At 70.3% G+C, this 26414-nt stretch carries 23 protein-coding genes; 17 read left to right on the forward strand and 6 right to left on the reverse strand.

Annotated elements, in window-relative coordinates; genetic code table 11:
- Positions 1 to 29: 29 nt before the first annotated feature.
- Positions 30 to 2162, reverse strand: coding sequence for an FUSC family protein (locus B7G54_RS33440; protein WP_085042992.1), 2133 nt, complete (start codon positions 2160 to 2162; stop codon positions 30 to 32).
- Positions 2159 to 2638, reverse strand: coding sequence for a MarR family winged helix-turn-helix transcriptional regulator (locus tag B7G54_RS33445; RefSeq protein WP_085042993.1), 480 nt, complete (start codon positions 2636 to 2638; stop codon positions 2159 to 2161). Before B7G54_RS33445 ends, B7G54_RS33440 begins: the two co-directional genes overlap by 4 nt.
- A gap of 310 nt (positions 2639 to 2948) precedes the next feature.
- Here B7G54_RS33445 and B7G54_RS33450 point away from each other — a divergent pair, with 310 nt between their 5' ends.
- Positions 2949 to 3809, forward strand: coding sequence for an HTD2 family dehydratase (locus B7G54_RS33450; RefSeq protein ID WP_085042994.1), 861 nt, complete (start codon positions 2949 to 2951; stop codon positions 3807 to 3809).
- A gap of 130 nt (positions 3810 to 3939) precedes the next feature.
- Here the strand turns inward: B7G54_RS33450 and B7G54_RS33455 are convergent, their stop codons facing one another.
- A complete protein-coding gene (locus tag B7G54_RS33455; RefSeq protein ID WP_085042995.1) occupies positions 3940 to 4836 on the reverse strand; it encodes a LysR family transcriptional regulator in 897 nt (298 codons plus the stop codon).
- Between the two features lie 149 nt (positions 4837 to 4985).
- Here B7G54_RS33455 and B7G54_RS33460 point away from each other — a divergent pair, with 149 nt between their 5' ends.
- From B7G54_RS33460 to B7G54_RS33535, 16 genes are all read left to right on the forward strand, one after another.
- Entirely contained in the window at positions 4986 to 6263 is a 1278-nt protein-coding gene (locus tag B7G54_RS33460) for an MFS transporter (RefSeq protein WP_085042996.1), read from the forward strand.
- A 71-nt stretch (positions 6264 to 6334) separates the two neighbouring features.
- On the forward strand, positions 6335 to 7225 hold the full coding sequence (locus B7G54_RS33465; RefSeq protein ID WP_085043026.1) for an amidohydrolase family protein: 891 nt from the start codon (positions 6335 to 6337) through the stop codon (positions 7223 to 7225).
- Positions 7226 to 7233: 8 nt separating this feature from the next.
- Complete coding sequence (locus tag B7G54_RS33470; RefSeq protein WP_085042997.1) at positions 7234 to 8121, forward strand: isocitrate lyase/PEP mutase family protein; 888 nt, start codon at positions 7234 to 7236, stop codon at positions 8119 to 8121.
- Between the two features lie 7 nt (positions 8122 to 8128).
- A complete protein-coding gene (locus B7G54_RS33475) occupies positions 8129 to 9514 on the forward strand; it encodes an MFS transporter (RefSeq protein WP_425266533.1) in 1386 nt (461 codons plus the stop codon).
- Between the two features lie 173 nt (positions 9515 to 9687).
- The gene (locus B7G54_RS33480; protein WP_106409053.1) at positions 9688 to 11100 is read left to right on the forward strand and encodes a KamA family radical SAM protein; all 1413 of its coding nucleotides are present in this window, start codon (positions 9688 to 9690) and stop codon (positions 11098 to 11100) included.
- Positions 11097 to 12242, forward strand: coding sequence for an NAD(P)/FAD-dependent oxidoreductase (locus tag B7G54_RS33485; RefSeq protein ID WP_085042999.1), 1146 nt, complete (start codon positions 11097 to 11099; stop codon positions 12240 to 12242). Before B7G54_RS33480 ends, B7G54_RS33485 begins: the two co-directional genes overlap by 4 nt.
- Positions 12239 to 13594, forward strand: coding sequence for a lysine N(6)-hydroxylase/L-ornithine N(5)-oxygenase family protein (locus tag B7G54_RS33490; protein WP_085043000.1), 1356 nt, complete (start codon positions 12239 to 12241; stop codon positions 13592 to 13594). Before B7G54_RS33485 ends, B7G54_RS33490 begins: the two co-directional genes overlap by 4 nt.
- A 15-nt stretch (positions 13595 to 13609) precedes the next feature.
- Positions 13610 to 14875 (forward strand): ATP-grasp domain-containing protein, encoded by a 1266-nt coding sequence (locus tag B7G54_RS33495; RefSeq protein WP_085043001.1) that lies wholly within the window; start codon positions 13610 to 13612, stop codon positions 14873 to 14875.
- A 13-nt stretch (positions 14876 to 14888) separates the two neighbouring features.
- Positions 14889 to 16484 (forward strand): methionine--tRNA ligase, encoded by a 1596-nt coding sequence (locus B7G54_RS33500; RefSeq protein ID WP_085043002.1) that lies wholly within the window; start codon positions 14889 to 14891, stop codon positions 16482 to 16484.
- Entirely contained in the window at positions 16481 to 17662 is a 1182-nt protein-coding gene (locus B7G54_RS33505; protein WP_085043003.1) for a CaiB/BaiF CoA transferase family protein, read from the forward strand. Before B7G54_RS33500 ends, B7G54_RS33505 begins: the two co-directional genes overlap by 4 nt.
- Positions 17649 to 17999 carry a cupin domain-containing protein gene (locus B7G54_RS33510; protein ID WP_085043004.1) on the forward strand — a complete coding sequence of 117 codons (351 nt, stop codon included), beginning with the start codon at positions 17649 to 17651 and terminating at the stop codon, positions 17997 to 17999. Before B7G54_RS33505 ends, B7G54_RS33510 begins: the two co-directional genes overlap by 14 nt.
- On the forward strand, positions 17989 to 19158 hold the full coding sequence (locus B7G54_RS33515) for an NAD(P)/FAD-dependent oxidoreductase (protein ID WP_085043005.1): 1170 nt from the start codon (positions 17989 to 17991) through the stop codon (positions 19156 to 19158). The genes B7G54_RS33510 and B7G54_RS33515 overlap by 11 nt, the downstream gene beginning before the upstream one ends.
- Complete coding sequence (locus tag B7G54_RS33520; protein ID WP_085043006.1) at positions 19110 to 20033, forward strand: AEC family transporter; 924 nt, start codon at positions 19110 to 19112, stop codon at positions 20031 to 20033. The genes B7G54_RS33515 and B7G54_RS33520 overlap by 49 nt, the downstream gene beginning before the upstream one ends.
- Positions 20034 to 20100: 67 nt before the next feature.
- A complete protein-coding gene (locus tag B7G54_RS33525; protein WP_085043007.1) occupies positions 20101 to 21012 on the forward strand; it encodes an amidohydrolase family protein in 912 nt (303 codons plus the stop codon).
- A 155-nt stretch (positions 21013 to 21167) separates the two neighbouring features.
- Complete coding sequence (locus B7G54_RS33530) at positions 21168 to 21455, forward strand: DUF1330 domain-containing protein (protein ID WP_085043008.1); 288 nt, start codon at positions 21168 to 21170, stop codon at positions 21453 to 21455.
- Between the two features lie 57 nt (positions 21456 to 21512).
- A complete protein-coding gene (locus tag B7G54_RS33535) occupies positions 21513 to 21974 on the forward strand; it encodes a hypothetical protein (protein WP_133059241.1) in 462 nt (153 codons plus the stop codon).
- 145 nt (positions 21975 to 22119) lie between these two features.
- Here the strand turns inward: B7G54_RS33535 and B7G54_RS33540 are convergent, their stop codons facing one another.
- From B7G54_RS33540 to B7G54_RS33550, 3 genes are all read right to left on the reverse strand, one after another.
- Entirely contained in the window at positions 22120 to 23820 is a 1701-nt protein-coding gene (locus tag B7G54_RS33540; RefSeq protein ID WP_085043010.1) for a dihydroxyacetone kinase family protein, read from the reverse strand.
- A 234-nt stretch (positions 23821 to 24054) separates the two neighbouring features.
- The gene (locus tag B7G54_RS33545; RefSeq protein ID WP_085043011.1) at positions 24055 to 25155 is read right to left on the reverse strand and encodes a sigma-54 interaction domain-containing protein; all 1101 of its coding nucleotides are present in this window, start codon (positions 25153 to 25155) and stop codon (positions 24055 to 24057) included.
- The gene (locus B7G54_RS33550) at positions 25152 to 26384 is read right to left on the reverse strand and encodes an acyl-CoA dehydrogenase family protein (RefSeq protein WP_085043028.1); all 1233 of its coding nucleotides are present in this window, start codon (positions 26382 to 26384) and stop codon (positions 25152 to 25154) included. The genes B7G54_RS33545 and B7G54_RS33550 overlap by 4 nt, the downstream gene beginning before the upstream one ends.
- Positions 26385 to 26414 lie beyond the last annotated feature (30 nt).

Genomic DNA, 26414 nt, shown 5'->3' on the forward strand with positions numbered 1-26414 from the left:
GGGTCGGAAAGTCGGATGGGAAAGCGGGATCATGCGCGTGCTCCGTCCGGCGCCTGCGGCGGCTGCCCCGCCGCGGCCGGATACAGCGACAGGCGCAGGCCGACGAGCGCGTGCAGCGTATCGCGCAGCCGGCGATGCGTGGCGGGCGTGGCCGGCGCAGCGGGCGCCGTGCCGTTTTCCGCCTGCGTGGCGCCCTGCAGGTTGCGGCCGGCGACGCGGTGCAGCGCGTCGTCGATCGTCGCGAGCAGCGCGGGCGGCGCCGGCTGGCGCGCGTTCGCGGCCGCGCAGCGTTCGTAGTGGTCCGTGACGCCGGCCAGCACGCGGTCGATCGCGTCGGGCACGTCGCCCGACAGCCGGCGGCGCGAGCGGCGCAGGTCGAGCGCATTGAGCGCGATGCGCAGGTCGCGGAAGCTTTCGATCGACGGATGACGGTGGTCGTCGGACGCGCCGAGGCGCGGCAGCAGCTGCGTGACGCGGTCGAGCATCCGCGACGCGTGGTTGCGCTGGTCGTCGAGCGGCTGCGTCGATGCGGAGCGCGCGACGTCTTCCCAGCCCGAGCGCAGCAGGCGCCGCACCGCGAGTTCCGCGCCGAACGGCCGTGTTGCGCGCGTCCATACATAAGCGAACAGCAGCCCGGCGACACCGGCGAGATTACTGTTCAGGAACACGAAGAAATCGGCGTCGTACGCGCCCTGGATGCTGATGAAGGTAGCCGTGTTCACGGCGACGAGCATCGTCACCATGTTGAACTGCGGGCGCGGCAGCAGCGTGCCGATCAGGATGAACGGGCCCGCGAACATCACGACGAGCATCGCAAAATCGTGCACGTGCGGCAGCACGACGAACAGGTACAGGCCCGCGAACACGACGCTTGCGGTCGTCGCGAGGAAGAACTTGAACACCAGCGGCGCCGGCTCGTCGAGCGCGGCGAAGAAGCTGCACGAAACGGCCACGAGCGTGACGGCGGCCGCACCGTCGTGCCAGCCGGACGAAATCCACAGCCAACTCGCGAACACGATCGCGAGCACGACGGTCAGCGTCGAGAACAGCATCATCCCGCGATCGAAGAAGCGTTCTGTGCCGCCGAGCCGCCAGTGCCGGTAGCGCGGCTGCCAGACGCCCGCTTCGTTTGCGATCAGCGCGCGTAGCGAGCGGCAGTCCTGCCAGATGTCGATGACCTGGCGCAGCCGCCACAGCGCGTTCGACAGCAGCGCGCCGTCCCAGCTCGCCAGCGTGCTGTCGGCCGGCTGCAGCGCGGCGATCCGTTCACGCAGGTTGTCGGCGACCGGATCGTGGGCCATGTCGCCGTCGGTGCCGGTCTTCACGGCCGGCAGCGGCGCGTCGAACCACTTCGCGGCGTCGGCCAGCAGCGCGTCGAGCGCGGGCGGACGCACGTGCAGGTCGCGCATCAGCGCGATCAACGGATCGGCGAGCGACGACATCAGCGGCAGGAACAGCTGCATGCGGCCCGCGAGCGCCTGTGCGCGCGCGAGGATGCGCGGATGCGCATGGTCGTAGCTCAACTGGCTCAGCAGGAACTCGAGGCCCGTGATGGTCGCCGCGAGACGTTGCCGGCACGCGGACAGCGCCTTGCCGGCGAGGTGCCCGGACAGCGTCTCGCGGCCATAGAACGCGGCGTCCTTGAACCACGCGTCGGTGCGCTCGATCAGCGTCGGCGCGAGCCGGTTCGGGAAGATCGCGCTGCCGACCACGCTCGCGCACACGATGCCGAGCACGATCTCCTCGGTCCGTGCGATCGCGACATCGAACACGGTGGACGGATCGGTCACGGTCGGCAGCGCGACCAGCGGCATCGTATAGCCGGCGAGCATGAACACGTAGCTGCGCGCGGTGCGGTCGGAGATCGCGAGGTAGAGCAGCGTGCCGCACCAGGTGGCGACGATGATCGCGAACAGCAGCGGCGTCTCGACGAACGGCGGCACGAAGAAGATCGCGGCGGCTGCGCCGAGCGCGGTGCCGAGCGCGCGATACAGCGCCTTCGAGCGCGTCGCGCCGACGAACGGGTTCGACACGATGTAGACGCTCGCCATTGCCCAGTACGGGCGCGGCAACTGGAAATACAGGCCGAGGTACAGCGCCAGCATCGACGCGGCGAACGTCTTGCCCGAGAACAGCCAGTCGCGAAGGCTCGGGTAGGTCATGACGTGGCGTCGCCGGAGCGGGGCGCGCGCGCGGCGGGTGTGTGCGAGTCGGATGTGTTGAAGGCGTCGAGCACGCGCAGCGTCGCTTCGAGATCGGCGCGCGTGACACGCTTGAGCACCTGCGCACGCAGCACGCGCAGGTCTTCTTCCATCTTCGCAGTGACCGCGCGGCCGGCGGCCGTCAGCGAGATCGTTTTCGCGCGGCGGTCGTGCGGATCCTCGTCGCGGCGTGCGAGGCCGGCCGCGCACAGCTGGTCGAGCAGGCGCACGAGCGACGGCCCTTCGATGCCGACGTGTTCGGCGAGCGTGCCCTGCCGCACGCCTTCGCCGAGGCGCCCGGCGATCAGCAGCGGCGTCGCGCAGGCCTCGGACACGTTGTACGCGTTCAGGACGCCGTCACTGGTGCGGCGCCACTTGCGCGCGGACAGCACGAGCAGGCTGCTGACGGCGAGGCGGAGGTCGTGCAGATTGGTCATGGGCGAAATGATAGGGGCAAAAACATTCGATAGCAAACTATCGTTTTTGTCACCCGGATGACTTGTCGCACGCCGCGCGGCCGGCCCGTCTGACGCAATTTAGGCGGCGTGCCGGGGATGGTCAAGCTGTAAGGTTGTCGGCCCGGCCGTGCGCGCGCCGGTCGCGATCGAATGGTCAGATGAAAGTCGTCCGGCAGGGCAGCTCGGCAGGTCAGGCAGATGCGAAGCCGGGGTTCGGGAAATCCGGCTTCGCGAAACGGCGCACTGCGTGCATATTGAGGCCGTTGCCTGCATCCTGGAGATTGCGCACGTGTCCACCCCATCCTCGCAGCCCCTCGCCCCGGCGTCGCTCGACGCGTGGCTCGGCAAGACCGAAACGCTCGGCGACGACATCACCGCGTTCCCGCTGAACGCGCTGGCCGCCACGCTCGACCGCCCGCCGCCCGGCAACGTCGTGCCGCCGCTGTGGCATTGGCTCTATTTCCTGCCCGTCGCGCCGCTGGCCGAAGTCGGCCCCGATGGCCACCCGAAGCGCGGCGGCTTCCTGCCGCCCGTGCCGCTGCCGCGCCGCATGTGGGCCGGCGGCCGCCTGACGTTCCATGCGCCGCTGCGCACGGGGCGGCGCGCGACGCGCGAATCGACGGTTGCGAACCTCGAGGACAAGACGGGCCGCAGCGGCCGGCTCGTATTCGTGACGGTGCAGCACCGGATCGAGTGCGATGACGCGCTGTGCGTCGAGGAGGAGCACGACATCGTCTATCGCGATGCGCCGCAGCCGGGCGCACCCGCGCCGAAGCCGATCGCGGCGCCGGCAGGCGAGACGTGGTCGCGCACGGTCACGGCCGACGCCGTGATGCTGTTCCGCTATTCGGCGCTGACCTTCAACGGCCACCGCATCCATTACGACCGCAGCTACGTGACGCAGGAGGAAGGCTATCCGGGGCTCGTCGTGCACGGTCCGTTGATCGCGACGCTGCTGGTCGATCTCGTGCACCGCGAACGGCCCGCTGCGACGCTCGCGAGCTTCGCGTTTCGCGCAGTGCGCCCGACATTCGACGGGGAGCCGTTCACGCTGTGCGGCAAGCCTTCGGATGACGGCCAGACGATCGAGCTGTGGGCGAAGGATCGCGACGGCTGGCTGACCATGCAGGCGACCGTGACGCTCGCATGACGCGCGCGCTTTCATCCATCGACGAAGGGCCCTGCGGACGACGCAACACGACCCGTACCGGGAGCGAAGCGGTGCGCGACCGGTGCGGCCTGTTTCCGGGCGACGCCGTGCCGCATGCGGCGCCTGCCGCTCACGCGCGCGTGTCGGCCGACGGCAACAGCGCGGCGAAGCGGTCGGCGAGTGTCGGGCGCGACCGGGCCGGCCAGATCGCGCTCAGTTCGAAATGCGGCAGTGCGGCGCCGTCGCTGATCGGGCTGTAAGTGACGCCGTCGAATGCGAACGCGTGGATCGAGCGCGGCAGCAGCGACACGCCGCATCCGGCGGCGACGCACGCGACCACGGTCAGCGTGCGGTTCACGTCGAGCACGATGTCCACCGCATGCCCGGCCTGGCGGAACGCGCTCAGGATGCCCGCGCGGATCAGCGGCAGCTGATCGTGCGGAAACCACACGAGGCCGGCCGCGGCGAGCTCGGCCAGCGTGACGGTGCCGTCGGGCTGGCGCGGGAAATCCTTCGGCAGCACCGCGACGAGCGGATCGCGCCGGATCAGCTTCTCGCGCATCCTGCCGTTGACCGCGACCGGCGTGTGCAGCAGCCCGATATCGATCTCGCCGCGCTCGAGCGCGATCGCCTGCTCGGCATTGCTCATCTCGCTCATCACGAGCTCCACGTCGGGCGCGCTCTCGCGCAACGCACGGATCGCGCGTGGGAGCGTGTCGAACAGCGCGGCGCTGACGAAGCCGATCGTCAGGCGCCCGGCGCGCTGCGCGCCGATCTCGCCCGCCCGGTGCGCGGCCGCGTCGAGCCGCGCGACGCTCAGGCGCAGGTCGTCGACCATCGCGAGCCCGGCCGGCGTGAGCGTCGCGCCGCGCCGTGACCGGTCGAACAGCCGAACCCCCAGTTCCTTCTCCATCCGGTTCAGCGCCTGGCTGAGCGCCGGCTGCGCAATGCCGAGCTCGCTGGCGGCGCGCGTGAAGCTGCCGGAATCCGCGATCGCGAGGAAGTAGCGGACGTGCCTGATTTCCATAAGCGTGTGTTATGAATAATTATTCGAAACATGGTAGCGAATTATCCAAATGATTCATAGGATGCTCACGAAGCGTCGCCGATACGGGCGGTGCCTCCGGTAAGCGGCGCGACGACGCGGCGCACGGCGACGACACGAGGAGACCTCTGTTGAACTGGACGCGTGAACTATCGACGACCGAACGGCGCACGTTGCGCGGCTGCTTTGCCGGCTGGGCGCTCGACGGCCTCGATACCCAGATGTTCAGCCTCGTGATTCCGGCGCTGCTCGCGACCTGGAGCATCGGCAAGGGGCAGGCCGGCCTGATCGGCGGCGCAACGCTCGTGTCGGGCGCGCTCGGCGGCCTGCTGGCCGGCGTGATCGCGGATCGCTACGGGCGCGTGCGCGCGCTGCAGATCACCGTGTGCTGGTTCTCCGCATTCACGTTCCTGAGTGCGTTCGCGCAGAACTTCGAACAGCTGCTGGTGCTGAAGGCGCTGCAGGGCCTCGGCTTCGGCGGCGAATGGACCGCGGGCGCGGTGCTGCTCGCCGAGACGGTCGGCGCGCGCCATCGCGGCAAGGCGATGGGCGTCGTGCAGAGCGCATGGGGATTCGGCTGGGGCGCGGCGGTGCTGCTGTACATGGCCGTGTTCGCGTGGTTGCCGGCCGAATGGGCGTGGCGCGCGCTGTTTGCGATCGGCGCGCTGCCCGCGCTGCTGGTGCTGTATATCCGCCGCGCGATTCCCGAGCCGCCGCGCGCGCAACCGGCACGGGCGCCGGCGCACGCGGACGATGCGCCGACGGTCGGCATCTTCGACCGCTCGGTGCTGCGCGCGACGGTCGTCGGCGGCCTGATCGGCGTCGGCGCGCACGGCGGCTATCACGCGATCACGATCTGGTTGCCGACCTACCTGAAGACCGAGCGGCACCTGTCGGTGCTCGGCACGGGCGCGTATCTGTCGGTCGTGATCGTCGCGTTCATCTGCGGCTGCTTCGTCAGCGCCTATCTGCAGGACCGGATCGGCCGGCGCCGCAACGTGATGCTGTTCGCCGCGTGTTGCGCCGTGATGGTGAACCTGTACGTGTTCCTGCCGCTGAACGACATCGCGATGCTGTTGCTGGGGTTCCCGCTCGGCCTGTTTTCGGCCGGCATTCCGGCGACGCTCGGCACGCTGTTCAACGAACTGTATCCGCAGAACGTGCGCGGGCGCGGCGTCGGCTTCTGCTACAACTTCGGCCGCATCGCGTCGGCGGGCTTCCCGGTGCTGGTCGGGCACATGGGCACATCGATGCCGCTCGGCACGGCGCTCGGCATCGATGCGGGCATCGCCTACGGGTTGGTCGTGATTGCGGTGTGGTTCCTGCCGGAAACGCGCGGGCGCCGCCTGCCCGACGCGGTGGCCGGGCCCGGCGCCGACGGCGACGTGCAGGCCCGCGCATCGCTGTAGTTTCAGTCTTTCGTTCATCCAGCCGCCCGTCACCCGTCATGCGGGCCGGGCACATCTTGCAGGCAGTCGTCATGGATCGAGCAGTGAATCCGCCGGTCGAGCCGGTTTCATCGGCGCCGAACGTCACCGCGTGGTACGCGTCGGCGGCCGCCGTCGCGGCGGTCGACGCGCATGCGCACGTGTTTGCGCGCGGCCTGCCGCTCGCGCCGGTCGTGCGCCATGCGCCTGACTACGACGCGTCGCTCGACGCGTACGTCGCGCATCTCGCCGCGCACGGCATCACGCATGCGGTGCTGGTGCAGCCGAGCTTTCTCGGCACCGACAACGCGTTCTTCGTCGACGTGATGCGGCGCTACCCGAGCCGCTTTCGCGGCGTCGCGGTCGTCGATCCGGGGATCGACGACGATGCGCTCGCCGCGCTGAACCGCGCGGGCGTCGTGGGCATGCGGCTCAACTTGGTCGGCCTGCCGATTCCGGACTTCGGCACGCGGGCATGGCGCGCACTGTTCGCGCGCATCAATGCGCTCGGCTGGCATGTCGAGATCCATCGCGATGCGGCCGACCTGCATGCGATCGCCGCGAGCCTGCTCGCGCAGTCGTGCACGCTCGTGATCGACCATTTCGGCCGCCCGTCGCCGACGCTCGGCGAGCGCGACCCCGGCTTCCGCGACCTGCTGTCGTTCGCCGACACCGGGCGCGTATGGGTCAAGCTGTCGGCCGCCTATCGCAACAGCCTGGCCGGCGACGGCACCGACGCGGCGCTCGGCGCCGCGCAGGCGCTGCGCGCCGCGTTCACGGCCGAGCGGCTCGTGTGGGGCAGCGACTGGCCGCATACGCAGCATCGCGAGCGTGTCGATTTCGGCGCGACCTGCGCGGCGCTCGAACGCTGGCTGCCCGATCCCGGCGAGCGCACGCGTGTGCTGCGCGACTCGCCGCGAACCCTGTTCCGTTTCGACCAATGAGGCCCTGCATGACTGATCACACCACCCTTCGTCGCGCCGCGTTCCGGCGCAGCATCGCCGCCCGCGAGGGGCTGCTCGTCGCCGGCACGTTCAACGCGCTGAGCGCGCGGATCGCCGCCGATCTCGGCTTCGGCGCGCTGTACCTGAGCGGCGCCGGCGTCACCAACATGTCGCTCGGCTTGCCGGATCTCGGCTTCGTCGGGCTTGGCGAACTGGCCGAGCACACGGCGCGCGTGCGCGACGCCGTCGACCTGCCGCTGATGGTCGATGCCGATACGGGTTTCGGCAACGCGCTGAACGTGCTGCATACGGTGCGCACGCTCGAGCGCAGCGGCGCGGACGCGATCCAGCTCGAGGACCAGGTATTGCCGAAGAAGTGCGGCCACTTCGCGGGCAAGGAAGTGATCCCGGCCGCGGAAATGGTCGGCAAGCTGAAGGCGGCCGTCGACGCGCGCGTCGACCCGAACCTGCTGATCGTCGCCCGCACCGATGCGGCGGCCGTGCACGGCATCGACGACGCGATCGAGCGCGCGCATCGCTATGCGGCGGCCGGCGCCGACGTGCTGTTCATCGAGGCGATGGAGTCGCCGGAGGACGTCGAGCGGTTGCCCGCGCTGTTCGATACGCCGCAGCTCATCAACATCGTGATCGGCGGCAAGACGCCGACCCGCTCGCGCGACGAACTGGCGCGCCTCGGCTATGGCGTGGTGCTGTATGCGAACGCCGCGCTGCAGGGCGCGGTGCGCGGGATGCAGGCGGCGCTGACGACGCTGCGCGACACGGGCCGGCTCGACGAGGACCCGGCGCGCGTCGCGCCGTTCGCGGAACGGCAGCGGCTCGTCGACAAGGCGCGCTTCGACGCGCTCGACGCGCGCTACGCGGCTGCCCAGCCGTAACGCCGGCATGCGGCACGGGCGGCCGCATGCCGGCCGCCCGATACAGAACGAACAGGAGACAACCTTGGCAACTTCCCCCACCGGGGCGGCCGACGCGCCGCCGCGTATCGGCTCGATCGTCGGCGGACTGGCCGGCAACCTGATCGAGTGGTACGACTTTCTCGCGTACAGCATCTTCTCGATCTATTTCGCGCCGTCGTTTTTTCCCGCCGACCGGCCGACCGTGCAACTGATGAACACCGCGGCGATCGCGGCAGTCGGCTATGTCGCGCGCCCGGCGGGCAGCTGGCTCGTCGGCCTGTACGCGGACCGGCACGGGCGCAAGGCCGCGCTGACGAAATCGGTGCTCGCGATGTGCGCGGGATCGATGCTGATCGCCGTCACGCCCGGCTACGCGACGATCGGCGTGCTCGCGCCGGTGCTGCTCGTCGTCGCGCGCCTATTGCAGGGCCTCAGCATGGGCGGTGAATACGGCACCAGCGCGACCTACCTGAGCGAGATCGCGCCGCCGAACCGGCGCGGCTTCTACGTCGGCTTCCTGCAAGTGAGCGTGGTCGCGGGCCAGCTCGTCGCGCTCGGCCTGATGCTGGCGATGCAGCAGATCTTCGCCGGCACGCACGACATCGAGCGCTGGGGCTGGCGGATCCCGTTCTTCGTCGGCGGCGTGCTCGCGCTGTTCGCGCTGTACATGCGACGCAACGTCGTGGAGAGCAACGCGTTCCTCGCCAGCCGCGCGCGTGCGGCGAAGACGCGCGTGTCGGCCGATCTCGCGGCCCACTGGCGCGAACTGCTGCTCGCGATCGGCATCACGATCGGCGGCACCGTCGCGTTCTACACATACACGGTCTACATGCAGAAATACCTCGTCAACTCCGTCGGCCTGCACAAGGAAACGGCGACCTGGATCTGCACGCTCGCGCTGCTGCTGTACATGCCGCTGCAGCCGCTGTTCGGCCTTGTATCGGATCTCGTCGGGCGGCGGCCCGTGCTGCTGTGGTTCGGCTTCGGCGGCGCACTGCTGTCCGTGCCGATCTTCACCGCGCTCGGGCACGTGCACGAGCCGCTCGCCGCGTTCGCGCTGGTGTTCGCGGGGCTCGTCGTATTGAGCGGGTTCACCTCGGTGCACATGCTGGTGAAGGCGGAACTGTTTCCGCCGCAGATCCGCGCGCTGGCGGTCGGGCTGCCTTATGCGCTGACGACGGCGATCCTCGGCGGTACGACGGAGTTCGTTGCGCTGCGGCTGAAGGCGGGCGGCAACGAGGCGATGTTCTTCTGGTACGTCGCGGCCTGCGCGGCGGTCTCGCTGGTCGTGTACTGGCGGATGCCGGAAACCCATCCGGGCAAGCACCCACGGGCGGCGCGGCCGGCGGTGGGCGCGGCCGCGCCCCGCTGAATTGGTGCGCAGCCGCATGCGAAACGCTTATGGATAAATAACACGGCGGTAATGCTTCGCCTCGGCAATTGCTTCTAGTATCTGCAGGACGCCGACGGGCTGCCTGGCCGTCGGCGGCGATCAGCAAGACACACGACATACATTAGTACATCTAAAAAAATGGAGTAGAGTCAATGATCGAACTATCCGAGGGCCAACGGATATCCGCGCGCGATGGCGTGCAGGGCGGCGCGCCGCCGCGTCAGTCGATACCGGTGCATCCGGTGTTCAAGGCGTACAACCGCTCGAAGCTGGACGACATTCCGCAGCTCTCGGCGCTGCCGCCGCGGATGCGCGAGGAGATCGGGCTGGTTGCACGGGTACTGCCGTTCAAGGTCAACCGCTATGTGGTCGAGCAGTTGATCGACTGGACCCGTGTGCCGGACGATCCGCTGTTCCGGCTGACGTTTCCACAGCCGGACATGCTCGCGCCCGACGATCTCGAGCGCTTGGCCGTGCTGTCACGCGACGCGGCGCGCCACGCGGAACTGGACACGCTGGTCGGGCGCCTGCGCGCGCGGATGAACCCGCATCCGGCGGACCAGCGGCTCAACGAGCCTGAGCTGGACGGCGAACCCTGCCCGGGCATCCAGCACAAGTATGCACAGACGGTGCTGTACTTTCCGAGCCACGGGCAGACCTGCCACGCGTATTGCACGTTCTGCTTCCGCTGGCCGCAGTTCGTCGGCGATGCATCGCTGAAATTCGCGTCGAGCGAAGCGGCGCGGCTGCATGCCTATCTGCGCGCGCACGGCGAAGTGACCGACCTGCTGATGACGGGCGGCGACCCGATGGTGATGAGCGCGGCACGCCTGCGCGAATACCTGACGCCGCTGCTGGAGCCGGGGCTCGAGCATGTCGGCAACATCCGGATCGGCACGAAGGCGCTCACGTACTGGCCGTACCGGTTCGTCAGCGATCCGGATACGCCCGAGCTGCTCGCGCTGCTGCGCACGCTGGTCGACGCCGGGCGCAACGTGACGATCATGGCGCACCTGAACCACTGGCGCGAGCTGTCGACGGAGATCGCGGAGCAGGCGGTGACGAACCTGCGCCGCATCGGTGTCGTGATCCGCTCGCAGGGGCCGGTGCTGCGCCACATCAACGACGACGCCGACGTGTGGCGGCGCAACTGGGTCGGGCAGGTGCGGCTCGGCATCGTGCCGTATTACATGTTCGTCGAGCGCGATACGGGGCCGCGCGCCTATTTCGAGCTGCCGCTCGCGCGAGCGCTCGACATCTACAACACGGCGATCGCATCGGTATCGGGGCTCGCGCGCAGCGCGCGCGGCCCGTCGATGAGCGCGGGCCCCGGCAAGGTCGAGGTCGCGGGCACGCTCGACCTGCACGGGCAGCGCTACTTCCTGCTGAACTTCCTGCAGGCGCGCGATCCGCGCTGGCTGCGCAGGCCGTTCCTCGCGAAGTATTCGGCGACGGCCTGCTGGCTCGACCAGCTCGAACCGCCGGACGGCGAGCCCGCGTTCTTCTTCGACGCGCCGTACCGCGCTTTCGTCGACGCGCGCCAGCACCAGCCGGAGCACGCATGATGGCGCCCGGCAAACGAACCGCCGACGTCGCGATCGTCGGCGGCGGCTATACGGGGCTGTCCGCCGCGATCCACCTGGCGGAGCAGGGCGCGACGGTCGACGTCTGCGATGCCGATCCGCCCGGCGACGTCCCGAGCGCATTCAACTTCGGTTCGGTCGCGAGCGTCGCGCCGGCGCTGCCGCGCGGCCCGGGTTCGGCCGCGCAGGCGCAGGCCGCCGAGCGCGAGGCGGCGCAGGCGATCGCGTATCTGAAGCGCTTCGTCGACAGCCGCAGCCTCGCGTGCGGGTGGGCGCATCCCGGCCATATCACGCTCGCGTGCGACGACGCATCGGCGATGCAACTGGCACGCCGGTTCGATCACTACGCGGCACAGCCGGACGCGCGTGTCGCATGGCTCGACGCGCAGGCGGTCGCGCAGGAAACCGGCGCGGCGCACGCGATCGCCGGGTTGTTGAACCTGAGTTTCGCATTGATCCGGCCGCGCGCGCTGCGAGATGCGATGCGGATGCGGGCCGCGACGCTCGGTGTGCGGATCCGGCGCGGCGCCCGCGTGAACGCGCTGCGGCTCGCGCCGGAAGCAGCCGCGCTCGACCTCGACGATGCGACGCTTGCCGCCGGCACCGTGCTGGTGTGCGCGGAGGATGCGTGGCCGTTGCTGCCGGCCGACGTACGCCCGCCGCTCGAACGGTACGGCACGCATTTGCTCGCGACCGGCGTGCTCGACGACGCGACGCAACACCGCATTTCGCGGCGGCCGCGCGTGTACGGCACGCTGTCCGCCGACAAGGACTACTTCCGGCTCGACGACCGCGGGCGACTGCTGTTCGGCAGCCGGCTCGGCCTGGCGACGGACATGCCGCCCGCGGATGCCGAAGCCGCCTTGCGCGCGCGGCTGGCGACGTATTTCCCGGCGCTCGGGCACGTGAGCGTCGAGCGTGTGTGGTCCGCGCCGCTCGGCTTCACGGCGCACGGCGTGCCGCATGTCGGCACGGCCGGGCGGCTGGGCTGGTGCGGCGGCTATTGCGGCAGCGGGATCGCCACGGCCGTTCATGGCGGCGCGGTGCTCGCCGGGCTCGTGCTCGGCGAGGCCGGCAGCGCCGTTCTTCACGATTCGATCACCGGTGCCGGGGAGGCGCGATGAACACTTTCGACATTCAGACGCTTGACGGCGCGAAGCCGCGGGCCCTTGCCGGGGAGGAGGTCGACGTGCTCGGGATCGGGGTCGGCCCGTTCAACCTGAGCCTGGCCGCGCTGCTGGCGCCGCTGGACGGCCTGCGCTCGCTGTTCGTCGAGCGCAAGCCCGAGTTTCGTTGGCATCCGGGGCTGATGCTCGCCGATTCGTCGTTGACGACGAGCTTCCTGAAGGACCTCGTGACGCTGGCCGATCCGTGCAGCCGCTACTCGTTCATCGCGTTCCTGCAACGCACCGAGCGCCTGTACTCGTTCGCGAACGCGCGCTTTCCGACCGTGCGCCGCCGCGAGTTCGAGCAGTACATGCAATGGGTATGCGCGTCGCTCGACAACCTGCGGTTCGACTGCGAAGTCGAAAGCGTCGTGCGGGACGGGCGCGCGCTGCGCGTCACGACCTCGCACGGGGTCGTGCGCACCGCGAACCTCGTCGTCGGCGTCGGGCTGCGCCCGACCATTCCCGCGTGCGCACGGCCGCACCTGGGCGCCGACGTGCTGCATTCGTCGCAGTTCTGCACCGTGCGGCCGGCGCTCGCCGGCCGGCGCGTCGCGATCGTCGGCGGCGGCCAGAGCGGCGCCGAACTCGCGCTACACCTGCTCGGGCTGACGGGCGACGCGGCGCCCGCGCATGTCGCATGGCTGACGCGGCGCGAGAACTTCCTGCCGATGGACGACTCGCCGTTCGTCAACGAATGGTTCGTGCCGCAGTACAACGAGCATTTCTCGCGGCTGTCGCCGGAGCGCAAGCGCGACGCGCTCGACACGCAGCGCCTCGCGAGCGACGGCGTCACGCTGCCGCTCCTGACTGCGATCTACCAGCGGCTCTACGAGATCACGCACATCGAAGGGCGCACCGGCCATTGCGCGCTGATGCCGGGCCGCAGCATGGCCAACCTGCATCGCGCGGACGGCGGCTACGTGCTGAGCGTCGACGACGGTACCGGCGTGCACGCGCCGCTGCACGCCGACGTCGTGCTGCTCGCGACGGGCAGCGAATTCCAGATGCCGGGTGCGCTGGAATCGCTGCGCTTCGAGATGCACACGCGCAACGGCGTGCCGGAGCTCGACGACGACTATGCGGTGCGCTGGAACCGGCCGAGCGCCGCGCGGATTTTCTTCCAGAACGCCGCGCGCACGACGCGCGGTATCGCCGACCCGAACCTGAGCCTCGCCGCGTGGCGCAGCGGCCGGATCGCGAATGCGATCGCGGGCGCATCCATCTATGAAGTCGGCACGCCGCCGGGTTTCGTCGACTGGCCGCACGGCGACGCGCCGCACGCTGCCACCCAACAATTCGTGAACTGACAGGAGCACACCGCCATGACCCATGCACCGGCCATGCTGTATCTCGACACGCGCGCGCTTCCGGGTGAGCGGATCGCCGAAATCGACGCGGCGCGCAGCCTCGGGCTCGACCTGTATGTGGCGACGCCGACGCCGGACGCGTTCCGCTCGTTCGGCTGCGCCGGCATCATTCCGACGCGGCTCGGCGATTACGACGCCGCCGAGCGGACCATTCTCGACTACCTGCGCGAACATCGCGTCGAGCTGTCCGGCGTCGTCGCGTGGAAGGACCTCGAAGTCGTGCTCGCGAGCCGGCTGTCGCATCGGCTCGGGCTGCGCGGCACGGCGCCGGACGCCGCGCTCAACGTGCGCGACAAGGCCGCGACCCGCCGCGTGCTGGACGCCGTGCCGAACGCGAACCCGCGTTACGCGGTGGTCAGCAGCGAAGCCGAGTTCGCTGCCGCGCTGAAGCGTATCGGCGCGCCTGCGCTGCTGAAGCCGGCCGGCAACTCCGGCAGCCGCGGCATCTTTCCGGTCGACGCGCACGACGATCCGGCCGAGGTCTATCGCGCATTTCGCGCATACAACTCGCCGGAAAAGGGCGAGATGTTCAGCCTGTACGGCGATCATGCGCTGCTCGAGGAACGGCTGACGGGCAGTGAGCACTCGGTGTCCGGCGTCGTCGCGCACGGCCGCGTCGCGATCAACGCGATCATCGACAAGACCTTCGACCGGTCGATCCCGATCCAGTACGAGAACGTGACGCCGTCGCTGCTGCCGGCCGGCACGCAGGCGGCCATTCGCGACATGGTGCGCGCGGGCGTCGCGGCAACCGGCATCGACTGGTGCGGCTTCCACGCGGACGTGATGGTGACGCGCGACGGGCCGAAGATTCTCGAGATCGGCGGGCGGCTCGGCGGCGAGTTCATCAACTCGCACCTGATCCCGTACAGCGTCGCGGGCTTTTCGCCGTATCGCACGGTGCTCGATCTCGCGCGCGGTGCGATCGACGGCCCGCTCGACGACCGGTTCGGCACCGTGTCGACGCGCGCGGGCCAGCGCATCGTGATGCCGCCCGGGCTCGGCCGCATCGCCCGCGTCGAAGGGTTCGAGCGACTGTGGCGCCGGCCGGAACTGCGTTTCCTGCAGGTCGTCGCCGGCAAGGGCGCGCAGATGGCGCTGCCGAAGGACGTGTTCAAGGCGTACGAGATCGCGTACCTGATCGCGCAGTGCGAACTCGACCGCGATATCGTGGCGCTGCTGCGCGAGCTCGCGGCCGACGTGACCGTCACGCTGGACTGACCCGGAGACCCTCATGCCGATCGACACGATCCGCGACCCGCGCCACTACCTGCTGGTGCCCGCGATGCCGGCGCCGAACGGGCGCCTGCACCTGGGTCATATCGCGGGCCCGTACCTGCGGCTCGACATGCTCGCGCGCCACCTGCGCAGCCGCGGCGAATGCGCGCGCATCGCGTGCGCGAGCGACCCGTACGATTCCTACATTCCGCTGCGCGCCGGGCAGGCCGGCGTCGAAGCGGCGGCGCTCGCGCGGCAGAGCTGCGCGGGCATCGTCGACGATCTCGCCGACATGAACATCGACGTCGACCTGTTCGTCGATCCGCTCGGCGATGCGCATCACGACGCGTACCTCGCCGCGCACGACGGGCTCGTCGCGCGGCTTGCCGCGCAGCGACGCGTGTCGACGGTGCGCGAACGCCTGCCGTATTCGGCCGCGCGCGACTGCTACGTGACCGGCAGTTTCCTGCTCGGCCGCTGCCCGCAGTGCGCGCGCGACGTTTCGGGATTCTTCTGCGAGGACTGCGGCGCGCATTTCCAGCCGGAGGATGTCCGCGAACCGTCGGCGCGCTGGGGCGAGACGCTTGCGATGCGCGAACAGGACAACCTGTTCTTCGACATCGCGGATCCCGCCGCGCTGGTTGCGCAACTGGTGGACACCGAGACCGCACCGGTATTCGTCGATATCGCGCGCCGCCATCTCGAACGCGACGGTGCGCGCTTTCGCGTGACGAGCCATGCCGGCTGGGGGCTGCCGTACGTGCTGGACGGCGAACCGCGCACGCTGTTCGGTCATGGGCTGCTGTTCGGCGCGATCCGCTTCGTCGGCGATCTCTATGCGCGCAAGCACGGGCTGCATGCGAACCCGTTCGATCGCGACTCGGACGTGATCACCGTGAACGGATTCGGGATCGACAACTGCGTGTCGCACCTGGTCGGGATCCAGGCGATGGCGATGGCCGACGGCGTGTCGAAGCCGTTCGACCGCTTCGTGATCAACCACTTCTATACGCTGGAAGGGCGCAAGTTCTCGACGAGCCTGCGCTGGGCGATCTGGGTCGAGGATCTCGCGGCCCGCACGCGCGTGCCGGCCGACGCGGTGCGCTTCTTCGTCGCGTCGACCAATCCGGTCGACGCGCGCACCGACTTCGATCGCGATGCGTTCTGCCGGTTCGTCAACGGGCCGTATGCGGCTGTACAGCGGCAGGTGGCCGAGGCGATCGGCGGGCCGCTCGCGGCGCGCGCGCCGGCCGACGAAACGGCGCGGGCGGCCGAGGCGGCGTGGCGCGATGCGCAGCGCGCGATGGATTTTGCGACGTTCGACCCGACGGCGCTGGCCCGGGTCGTCGAGCGCTGGAGTGCACGCTTCGACGGCGCGCGCGCGGCCGGCGACCTGTACGGCTGGACGAAGGGCTTCGCGCTGCTTGCGTATCCGTTGATGCCGGCGCTCGCGCGGACCGCGTGGCGCGCGCTCGGGTTGCGCGGCGAACCGAACGCCGGCGACTTCGCACGGTTGTCGTCGCCGGTCGTCACGCCGCTGGCGAGCTTCGACCCGGTCACGCCCGGGGAACTGGCGGCCGTGCTGCCGCCCGGCATGCGGGAGGTCGCATGATGGAAGGCGCACTCGAAGGGCTCGTGATCGTCGACCTGACGCGCGTGCTGGCCGGCCCGTTCTGCACGATGCTGCTGGCCGACCACGGTGCGCGCGTCATCAAGGTCGAGCGCCCGTCGACCGGCGACGACGCACGCGCATACGGCCCGTGGTATGGCGACAAGTCGGCGTACTTCGCATCGCTCAATCGCGGCAAGGAGAGCATCGCGCTCGACCTGAAGGACCCGGCCGACCGGCGCGTGCTCGATGCGCTGCTCGAGAAGGCGGACGTCGTCACCGAAAACTTCCGGCCCGGCACGATGGCGCGCATCGGCTACGGCTGGGACACGCTGCATGCGCGCTTTCCGCGCCTGATCTACGGCAGCGCGTCGGGGTTCGGCCATACGGGGCCGTTTCGCGATCACCGGGCGTACGACATGATCGTCCAGGGGCTCGGCGGGATCATGAGCGTGACCGGCGAGCCCGGGCGTATGCCCGTGCGGGTCGGGCCGTCGATCGGCGACCTCGCGGCCGGCCTGTTCCTGACGACCGGGTTGCTGATGGCGCTCGTGCGGCGCGGCCGGACCGGACAGGGCTCGAAAGTCGACATCGGCATGTTCGACTGTCAGCTCGCGCTGATGGAGTATTTCATCGGCCGCTATTTCGCGACCGGTGAAGTCACCGGGCCGGTCGGCAGCTATCGGCCGGCGATCGCGCCGCCGTTCGGCGTTTATCGCGCGGCGGACGGCCCGCTCATCATCGCGGCCGGCAACGACAAGCTGTTCGGGCTGCTGTGCGACGCGCTCGGCGTGCCGGCGCTCGCGGCCGATCCGCGCTTCGCCGGCGGCGAGGCGCGCAAGGATCACGAGGCCGAGCTCGAACGCACGCTCAACGGCCTGCTGGCGGCGCACGGCGTCGAGCACTGGTGCGAGCGGTTCGCGCGCGCGGGGCTGCCGGCCGGCCCGATCAACCGCGTCGACCAGGCGGTCGTCCATCCGCAGACGGCCGCACGCAACATGCTGATCGACGTCGACGATCCGGATGTCGGCCCGTACCGGCTCGTGGGGACGCCGATCAAGATCTCGGGCTGCCCCGATCCGGATACCCGCCGGGCCGCACCGGCGCTCGATCGCGACCGCGACGCGATTCTCGCGGAACTGGGCCTGGTCGGGGAGGAGGTGAACGATGAGCGCGCGTAAGTTTCCGCATGTCGGCGCGTTGCCGCCGGAATCGCATGTGCCGGGCGTCGTGCTGCGCCAGGCCGACTTCGCCGGGCTCGGCGACGGCGAGATTCCGTTTCGCGGCGGCCTGTTCACGGTCGAGCCGAATTGCACGTCGCGGCTGGACGTCCACGCGGTGCGCGAATGCTGGATGATCGCGCAGGGCAGCGGCCGGCTGACCTACGACGGCGAGCCCGTGCGCGTGCGCGCCGGCGACGTGCTGTATTTCGAATCGCACCGGTCGCACCAGGTGCAGAACGACGGCGCGACGCCGCTCGTGATCAGCACCGTCTGGTGGCAAGCCGATGCGGGTTGATCTCGCGATCGTCGGCGCGGGTGTGACGGGCGCGACGATCGCGCACGTGGCGGCGCGGCATGCGGGTGCGCTGCGCATCGCCGTGTTCGATGCGCGGCCGGTCGTGCAGACCGCCACCGCGCTGTCGGCCGGCGTCGTCACGCCGTTTTGCGGCACCGGCGAGCGTCGTGCGCGATCGCTGGTCGCGAACGCGTATTACGGCGCGTGGGCGCGGGCCGGATGCTGCGTGCGCGACGCGCCGTTCGCCTTCGTTGCGGCCGCATCCGACGCAGGCGGCCCGTTGTTCGCGACGCCGGTGCCGGCCGATACGCCGGGTGCCGGCGACGCGCTGCTCGGCGCGTTGCCCGCCGGCGCGCGACTGTGGCGCGCCGGCCGTGCGTGGCTGGTCGACGTGCCGCGGCTGGTCGCGCACTACCTGACGGGCCCGCATGCGGTCGAACGTTTCGACGCGCCGGTCACGCACGTGTCGCGCAATGCCGGCGGCTGGACCCTCGTGGCCAACGGCGTGACGCTGCATGCCGACCGGCTCGTCCGCGCGAGCGGCCCGTGGCCGGCGGTCGACGGCGAAGCAGTCGACGACGTGCGCGGCGAAGCGCGACCGGACATCGTCACGAAGAAGATCGTCGCGTTCGACGTTGACGGGCGCGCATTGCCGCCGGCGCCGGACTCGCCGGTCGTCTACCTGCCGGACGCACAGGCGTTTCTCGCGCCGGTGCACGCGCGGCGCGGCTGGCTGCTGAGCATCACGTCGCACGCGTGGGGATGTGCCGCCGGCGCGCGCGTCGGGCCGAGCGCCGACGAGCGCGCACTGGCGCACGCGCTGCTCGCGCGTCACTTTCCGGGCCTGCGCGACGCGCATCTCGCCGCGCGTGTAGCCGTGGACGGCTACACGACCGACCGCAATCCGCGGGTCACGCCGATCGGCCGCAACGGCTGCGCGGTGGCGGGCGCGTCGGGCTCCGGCGTGCGCTTCGCACCAGCGCTCGCGTATGAAGCGCTCGCCGCCGTCGGGTTGCCGTTCGCCCCCGATCCGGACACGACCGCGCCCGAGCCGTCGCTTCGCGAGCGCACCGATTTACCTGTTGCTTCCTTCACCGAACCTGTTCAGCCATGCATACCGAACTCGCCTGGGTTGCCGTCGCACCCGCCTTCGCACTGATCTGTATCGGCATTGCGGTGCGTCGCATCGCGCTGGTCGATGCGGCATTCTGGCCGTCCGCCGAAAAACTGACCCACTACGTGCTGTTTCCCGCGTTCCTCGTGCATTCGATCGGGCTGGCCGGGCCGCTCGACGCGTCGTCGAAGTCGACGATCCTGCTGCTGACAGGCCTCACGCTCGCGGTGCTGGCCGCCGTCGTGCTCGGCTGCCGGCTGTGTGCGGTGCCGCATGCGTCGTTCACGTCGATCGTCCAGGGCTCGATCCGCTTCAACAGCTACATCTTCCTGTCGGTCGCGTCGGGGTTGCTGAACCATGCGGACTACGGGATCGCGGCGGTGGTCGTCGCGTACATGGTCGCGATCTCGAACACACTTGTGCTGCTGTCGTTCGAGCACGGCCAGGCCGGCGGCCGTGGATTCGTTGGGATCGTCGGCAAGGTGGCGGCGAATCCGCTGATCGTCGCGAGTGCGTTCGGGATCGTGCTGAACCTGACCGGCTGGCGGCTGCCCGCCGCGCTGGACCAGACCGTCGACGTGCTCGGTGGCGCCGCGTTGCCGTTGAGCCTGATCTGCGTCGGCGCCGCGCTGCGGCTGCCGTTGCCGCGCAAGGAAGCGGCGCTCGTGCGCGCGGGGCTCGTGACCACCGCGATCCGGCTGGTCGGGTTTCCGCTGCTCGCGCTGACCGCGACGAAGGCGTTCGCGGTGCCGCCGCTGTCCGGGAACCTGATCCTGCTCTATTCGGTGCTGCCGTGCGCGAGCAACTCGTACGTGCTGTCCACGCAGTACGGTGGCAACCACCGGCTGATGGCATTCGTCGTCGCGCTGTCGACGGTGCTGTCGTTCGTTCCGATTTTCATCGTCGCGCGTGCGATGTAGGCTGACACGCCGCGACGAAGCCGGCGTGGCCGGCCGTGCACCATCAACAACAAGACAGGAGACACCCATGATTTCGAGGCGCTCGTTCAATCGCGCACTCGCCGGACTCGCGATGGCCGAGGTGCTCGGCGGATGCGCCGGTACGGGCTCCGGCAGGCGCACGATCACCGGCGTCGACGCGCACGCGCACGTGTTCCTGAAATCGCTGCCGCTCGTGCCGGGCCATCGCTACACGATCGCGTACGACGCATCGCTCGACCAGTACCTCGCGATGCTCGACCGGCACGGCATGTCGAACGGCGTGCTGATCCAGCCGAGCTTTCTCGGCACCGACAACCGCTATCTGCTCGCCGCGCTGCGCGCGCAGCCCGCGCGCCTGCGCGGCATCGTCGTGATCGACCCCGCGCGCGATGTCGGGCAGGTCGCCGCATGGACGCCGCTCGGCGTGCGCGGCATCCGGCTGAACCTGATCGGCGAACGCGATCCGGACTTCGCGGGCGCGGCGTGGCGCGCGCTGTTGCCGCTGCTGCGGCGGCATGGCTGGCAGGTCGAGCTGCATGCGGAGGCCGCGCGCCTGCCGGTGCTGATGCCGCCGCTGCTCGACGCGGGCGTCGACGTTTCGCTCGACCATTTCGGGCGGCCCGACCCGCGGCTCGGGATCGACGATCCGGGCTTCCGCTATCTGCTGACGACGGCGGCGAGCAGGCGCGTGTGGGTCAAGGTGTCGGGCGCGTACCGGAACGACCGCGCCGACCGCTGGCAGGCGTCCGGCCTGACGGCGATGCGCGCGGTGCGCGAAGCGTTCGGCACGGAGCGGCTGCTGTGGGGCAGCGACTGGCCGCATGTCGGATACGAGGCCGCGGTCGACGATGCGCTCGCGTACCGGTACATGGAGTCGTTGCTGCCGGACGAGGCCGGGCGCCGGCAGGTGCTGGTCGATACGCCGGCGGCGCTGTACCGGTTCGATGCGAAAGGATGAGCGGACAGGGGCGGCGCGATTCGCGGAACCCCTGTAGTCTGCACACTGCCCGTGCCGCCATGAGTGCGGTTGCGGCTTGCACGGCTGACGCGGTGATTCGAACGGCACCGCGCGCGTCCGGCCCCCTTCCACGCATCGCATCAGGAGCACGCATCTTGGCCACCTACATCGTGTTTACACGGGAAAGCATGCAGGACCCGCAGGAATTCGACCTCTACCAGAGCAAGATCGGCGCAACGCTCGCCGGGCATCCGGTCAAGGTGCTCGCGGCCTACGGGCCGCAGGAAACGCTCGAGGGCGAAGGCCCGGAAGGCGTCGTGATCGTCGAGTTCCCGTCGAAGGAAGCCGCGCACGCGTGGTACCACGGCCCCGAATACCAGGCCGTCGCGCAGCACCGGTTCAAGGGCGCGCGCTATCGCGCCGTGCTGGTCGAAGGCGTTTGAGCGGCCTGAATCCGGGCGTCCGGCGGCGCGCTGCGACGCCGGACGCCCGGCCCGCCGATGAACACGTCGACTCCCGCCACCGCGCCCGTTCGCCCGCCGATGGGCCGCGCCACGACCGTGCTGCTCGCGATCAGCGTGGCGCTTTATCTGGCCGCCATGTTCACCGCGCCGTTTCGCACCGGTGCGCCCGTCCCGCATCCATGGGCCGACGGCTGGCAGGTGCTGTTGACGGGCTGGATGGGCATGCCCGGCGGCATCCATGCATGGCTCGCGAATCCGCTCGTGTTCGCCGCGTGGCTGCTGACGGCGAAGCGCTACCGCGCCCAGGCGGTCGTGCTGGCCGTACTGGCGTTGCTGTTCGGGACGAGCTTCCTGTCGCAGCACCAGATCGCCGTGAACGAAGCGGGGGACGTCGAACCCGTGCATCTCGACGCGATTGGCTACTGGTGCTGGCTCGCGAGTTTCGGCGCGGCGTCGGTCGGCGCCGCGTTGTTGCCCGGACGGACGAAGACGCGCTGATTGATTGCGGATGCTTCGCTGCGGATGTCGACGGAGGTGAAGCCGCCCGGCATTGCAACGAGCCGCGGCATCGGCACGTGACGCGAAACGGCGTCTTGCGTGCCGATGCATCGAAGGCGCGACGTCGACGGCGCGCCTTCGACCTTCACCGGATGTGCGCCTGCAACGCGCGCAGCCAATACGACACCGCCACCGCGCCGCCGTCCGGCGTACCGATCGCACGTTCGCCGAGATAGCTCGCGCGCCCGGCGCGCGGCGTCATGCTGGCGGTTTCCTGCGCGCCGTGCTCCGCCGCCGCGACGGCCGCCTCCCACGCGACCGATGCACCGTTGTCGCCATCGAGCGCTCGCTCGAATGCAGCGACGGCCGGCACCAGCGCATCGAGCATCGTCCGGTCGCCGGCGTGCGCGCCGCCCAGTTCGCTGATCGACTCCACTGCGCCGCGGAACGCCGCGGCCCAGTCGCGCGCCGACGGCTCGGCGATCTCGGCCAGCCGGCGCGACGCGCGCAGCAGCGCGGTCGCATAGAACGGCCCCGAGCTGCCGGCGATCGCGCGGCGCAATGCGGCACCGAGCGCCGCGAGCGTGCCGGCCGGCGTGCCGTACGCGGTTTCCGGCAGGGCGAGGATCGCCTGCGCGGCGCGCAGCATGCTCGCGCCGAGATCGCCGTCGCCGGCCGCCGCATCGAGATCCGTCAGCGTCTGCTCATGATCGATCAGCGTCTGAGCGACTGCGTGCAGCGCCGGTTGCAGGCGGGCCGCCCACGCGCGGCCGGCCGCATCGAGCGGTGGCAGCGGTGCTTCGTGCGCAGCGGCCGCGGCGACGCGGATCTGCGCATTCACGGCGCCGCCGCCCGGCCAGGCGCGCGCCTGCGTCGGCGCGTCGAGCAGCACCGCGCGTTCGTCGTTCAGCCGCAGCACCGAGATCGAGCAGCCGGGCATGTTCAGTGCCGACAGGAACGTGCCGGCCCACGCGCGCGCGACGACGATGCCGCGCCGGTTCAGGTTGTCGTACGCGGCGCGCAGCACGATCGCGAGTTCCATGTCCGGCGTCGCGCCGAGGCCGTTGACGAACAGCGCAACGCGTTCGCCGCGGTCGAGCACGAGATCGGCGACGATGCTCGACAGCAGCGTGTCGACCAGCGCATCGGCCGGCAGCGGCGCGCGGCGCTCGACGCCTTTCTCGCCGTGGATGCCGAGGCCGAGTTCGATCTCGTGATCGGCGAGGCTGAAGCCCGACTTGTCGGCGCCCGGGATCGTGCAGCCGTCGAGCGCGACGCCCATCGTGCCGAGTTCGGCCGCCGCGTCGCGCGCGATGGCCGTGACGCGGGCGAGCGGCAGCCCGCGCGCGGCGGCCGCGCCGGCGAGCTTGTGGATCAGCACGGTGCCGGCGATCCCGCGCCGCTGGCCGCGCTCGACGCGGCCGCGCAGCGATACGTCGTCGGCGACGATGACCGTCTCGACCGGAATGCCTTCGGCGCGCGCGAGTTCGGCGGCGAGCCCGAAATTGAGCCGGTCGCCCGTGTAGTTCTTCACGATCAGCAGTGCGCCGTTCGGGCCGGCGCTTGCGCGGATCGCGGCGAGCACGGCGTCGGTGGACGGCGACGTGAACACTTCGCCGCAGACGGCCGCGCTCAGCATCCCTTCGCCGACATAGCCGCCGTGCGCGGGCTCGTGGCCGCTGCCGCCGCCGGAGAGGACGGCGACGGGGCGCTGCGCCGGCTCGGGCAGCGGCTGGCGGACGAGCACGTGCTCGTCGCCGAGGATCGCGACATGCGGCGACTGCCGCGCGATGCCTTCCAGCATTTCTCGCACGACATCGGACGGGCGGTTGACAAGCTTTTTCATGGCGACGGGTTCCGGACGGGTGAACGAGGCTCGGCCGGGCCCGCACGGGCGCCGGACGGCCTTGCGTGTTGCGGAGGATCGTGCGGGCGCGTTGTCGCCGGGTACAGGCGGCCGTATGACGGACGACCGGATGCGGGAGGGGGGCGAGGCGCACGCTTCGCGCCACGATACATCAGGTTCGGACGTTGCTGCACGGAACGCGGCGCGATCGCGCCGGTGCATTCCCATACGCGGCTACTTCATCGCCGCGATCTCCTTCGCGCGAATCAGCCGCGCGCGCAGCACGTTGCGGCTGATGCCGAGCAGCCGAGCGGCCTGGATCTGGTTGCGGTGGCTGAATTCGAACGCGACGCGCATCACGGTGTCCTCGATGCGTTCGAACAGGTTGCCGTGATCCTCATCGAACAGATCGCGCAGCGCGCGTTCGAGTGCGGCCTGCGCGCCGGCGGCCGGGTCGGGTTCCGGCGCTGGCGTGCGCGCGGCGGCCGTCGACACACCCGGCGGCGCGAGGTGCAGGTCGGCTTCCTGCAGCGAATCGTTGCGGCTCACGAGCAGCGCGTGATGGATCACGTTCTCGAGTTCGCGGATGTTGCCGGGCCAACCGTGCGCCTCGAGCCGGCGCTCGGCGCGCGGGTCGATGCTGCGCGGCCCGTAGCCGAGGCGGCTCCGGTAGTCGTCGAAGAAGTGGCGCGCGAGCGGCAGGATGTCGCCCGGGCGCTCGCGCAGCGTCGGCACGGCGAGCTGCACGACGTTGAGCCGGTAGAACAGGTCGCCGCGAAACTGCCCGTTCGCGACGGCCTGTTGCAGATCGACGTTGGTCGCGGCGACCACGCGCACGTCGATCGGCACGCCCGAGCGCGACCCGAGCCGCACGACCTCGCGCTCCTGCAGCACGCGCAGCAGCTTGACCTGCATCGACAGCGGCAGGTCGCCGATCTCGTCGAGAAACAGCGTGCCGCCGTTCGCGGCCTCGAACCAGCCGGGCTTCGCGCTGAACGCGCCGGTAAACGCGCCCTTCTCGTGGCCGAACAGTTCGCTCTCGACGAGCGTCTCGGAGAAGGCGCCGCAGTTCACCGCGATGAACGGCCCGTTGCTGCGGCGGCTGAGGCCGTGCACGTGTCGCGCGATCAGTTCCTTGCCGGTGCCGGTCTCGCCGACGATCAGCACGTTCGCGTCGCTCGGCGCGACCAGGCGAATCCGTTCGAGCAGCGCGACCGAGCGCGGATCGACGAACACCTGCGCGCGGGCACGAATGGACGTCGCGAGCGCGGGCCGGTCGGGCAGCGTGAGGACGGGCGCGGCATCGGGCCACGCATCGGAAGGGGAGTGGTTCACGAGTAGAAGCCCGGCGTCGGATAGGTTCGCTTGAGCGCCCATTCGCCGATCTCGCGAATCTTGTACGCGAGCGGGTCGTGGAGCGTATGGGTGCGCAGGTTGCGCCAGTGCCGGTCGAGCCGCAGCGCGCCGTGCGTCGCGCGCGCACCGGCGACGTCGAACATGCGCGTGCAGAGATCGAGCCCGGTGCGCGCGGCCGACACCTTCGCGGCGGCCGCGGCGAGCGCGACCTGGCCGCGCTCCGCATGCGTGAGCGCCGCATCGCGCGACCATGCGGCGTCGAGCCGGTCCGCCGCGCGGTCGGCGAGCACGCGTGCGGCTTCGAGCCCGACCCAGAATTCGCCGTACTGGCCGAGGATGTACGGATCGTCGCCGGTGCTCGCGACCTGCGCGCCGGGCCACGGCCGCGCCTCGTGCAGCGTGTAGTGCCGTGCGTCGTTGAACGCAGCTTCGGCGATGCCGAGATACACGTTCGTCAGCACGAGCTGCGCGACGAGCGGGCGCAGGCACGCGAAGGGCGTCGACAGCGGGCCGGGGTCCGTCAGCAGCTCGTGATCCTCGACGCGTACTTTCTCGAACGTGACCGTGCCGCTGTCGGTCTGGCGCTGGCCGATGTTGTTCCAGTCGTCGGCGATCGAGATACCGCTGCGCTGCGTCGGCACGGCCGCGATCAGGAATGCGCGCGTGTCGGCGTCGTGCGCGGACGCGATCAGCATCTGCGAATCGAGCGCCCCCGAGCAAAAGCTTTTCTGGCCGCTGAATTCGTGCCACGCGCCGCGCGAGCGGCTGACCGTTCGGGCGTCGAGCGGATTCAGCGCATTGCCCCAGAACCACTGCTGGCGCGCGGTGCGCTCGAACCACGATTCCCACTGCGCGGGCGCGCCGAACAGGCGCACGGTCGCGAGCATCAGGTGATGGAAGCCGAACACGTGCGCGAGCGAACTGTCGGCGGCCGCGAGCACGCGGACGACGTCGAGCGCCGTGCGCCAGCTCGCGCCGAGGCCGCCGTAGGCGGTAGGGATGCTGAGCGCGAGCAGGCCGCTCTCGCGTAGCTGGTCGCGCTCGGCCTTTGGCGTGCCGCCCTGCTGGTCGCGCTCGGCCGCGGTGCGTGCAAAGCCGGCCGCCAGGCGCTCGGCGGTTTGCAGGGCGTCCGGAGGGGCCGGCTCGTCGCGGGACGGCGTGACGACACGCAGGCTTTCCGCGCGGGGCGATATGGAAATGGATGTCATGGCGATGAATGCGTCGGTGCGCTGCACGAA

The organism is Burkholderia puraquae (assembly GCF_002099195.1).
GTDB classification, from domain to species: domain Bacteria; phylum Pseudomonadota; class Gammaproteobacteria; order Burkholderiales; family Burkholderiaceae; genus Burkholderia; species Burkholderia puraquae.